This is a genomic window from Streptomyces colwelliae, assembly GCF_048158785.1.
In the GTDB taxonomy this organism is placed as follows: Bacteria; Actinomycetota; Actinomycetes; order Streptomycetales; family Streptomycetaceae; genus Streptomyces.
In genome coordinates, this window is the sequence record NZ_JBLTJC010000760.1 from 1 (window position 1) to 1,669 (window position 1,669).

1 protein-coding gene is annotated in these 1,669 nt (G+C 72.9%); it reads left to right on the forward strand.

The features are described 5' to 3' along the window. The first annotated feature begins 468 nt into the window (after positions 1-468). Positions 469-1,572, forward strand: coding sequence for a septum site-determining protein Ssd (gene ssd / locus ACNFOC_RS54065; RefSeq protein ID WP_416966268.1), 1,104 nt, complete (start codon positions 469-471; stop codon positions 1,570-1,572). The last annotated feature ends 97 nt before the right edge of the window (positions 1,573-1,669 follow it).

Here is a 1,669-nt window from a genome sequence, read left to right on the forward strand (position 1 = left end):
GTCCCTGGGCCTGAGGACCGGATCGGGGGTGTTCCTGACGACACCCCGGTCGTCGCATGTCCGGACGCGTTTTCCCTCCCTGTGTGTGGTCGTGAGGCCAATCCGAGGCGGCTGTTGCCGCCTTTTTTCATGCCCCGAACCCGTCACCGTGTGTAGTCGCCGGGCTGCGCTGTGGAACTCGCACAGAGCCCAGTACAGGGGTCACCGGTATGGGTGAAGGCGATATTCACAGGCCCTGAGTTGTCCACAGTTTTCGACCAAGATCCACATGATTTCCGCGATGCCCGCACCGTGATTCCAACGCGTCCTCGCTCGCGGCGAGTTCATGGCCGGTTCCGTTTGTCGGACGCGTTTGGCCGGTTTCTGTCGGCCGTGCATATGGAGGGCCGGATGCCGGTTCTCCACACCTTTGGAAATCGCGGGACCGCAGAGGTGACGCGAGAGACGCAGCGATGGGGGATGGAAAACATGGCCGGAACCGTCACACACGATCAGCCGCACGCCGCCGGAGGGCGACAGGGCGGACCGTTGATCGTCACCGAGGACGCCGAGCTCCTCGACGACCTGCTGCGCCTGTGCGCGGCGGCCGGCGCGACACCCGAGGTCCACCACGGGGTGCCGGAGCGCCGGGGCGGCTGGGAGACGGCCCCGCTCGTCCTGGTCGGCGACGACGCGGCACGGCGGGTGCGCGGGGCCGCCCGCCGACGCGGGGTGGTGCTCGTCGGCCGGGACCAGGACGACTCGGGGGTCTGGCGGCGAGCCGTCGAGATCGGCGCCGACCACGTCCTGATGCTGCCCGACGGCGAGCAGTGGCTGGTCGACCGCATCGCCGACGTGGCCGAGGGAGTCGGCCGGCCCGCGCTCACCGTGGGCGTCATCGGCGGACGCGGCGGGGCCGGAGCGTCCACGCTCGCGTGCGCCCTCGCCGTCACCTCCGCGCGTGAGGGGCTGCGCACACTCCTGGTGGACGCGGATCCGCTGGGCGGCGGACTCGACGTACTCCTCGGCGGCGAGACGGCGGAAGGCCTGCGCTGGCCCGCGTTCGCCGCCTCGCGCGGCCGGGTCGGCGGCGGAGCCCTGGAGGAGTCCCTCCCCGAACTCCACTCGCTCCGGGTGCTCAGCTGGGACCGCGGCGACTGCGTCGCCATCCCGCCCCAGGCGGTGCGGGCGGTGCTCGCCGCGGCCCGACGGCGCGGCGGCACGGTCGTGGTCGACCTGCCCCGCCGCATCGACGACGGGGTCGCCGAAGCCCTCGCCCAGCTCGACGTGGGTCTCCTGGTGGTCCCCGCCGAACTGCGCGCCGTGGCGGCGGCCGGACGGGTGGCGTCCGCCGTCGGCATGGTCCTGCGCGACCTGCGCGTGGCCGTACGCGGTCCGTACGCCCCCGGCCTCGACGACCGGGAAGTGGCCCGCCTCCTCGGGCTGCCGCTGGCCGGTGAAGTGCCCGTCGAATCGGGGCTGTTGCGGCCGCACGAGGGCAAGTCGCCGCCGGGGACGGCGGGGAGGGGGCCGTTGGCGCGGTTCTGCCGGGAGTTCCTGGAGCGGGCGTTGGTCGAGGTGGGTGGCGTATGAGGCGGCTGGTGCGGAGCGCGGGGAATTCCGGGAGGGGCGGTGCGCTCTCCTCCCGGAGTGGTTCGGCTACGGGCCCGGGGAGCGGTTTGCCTGGGCC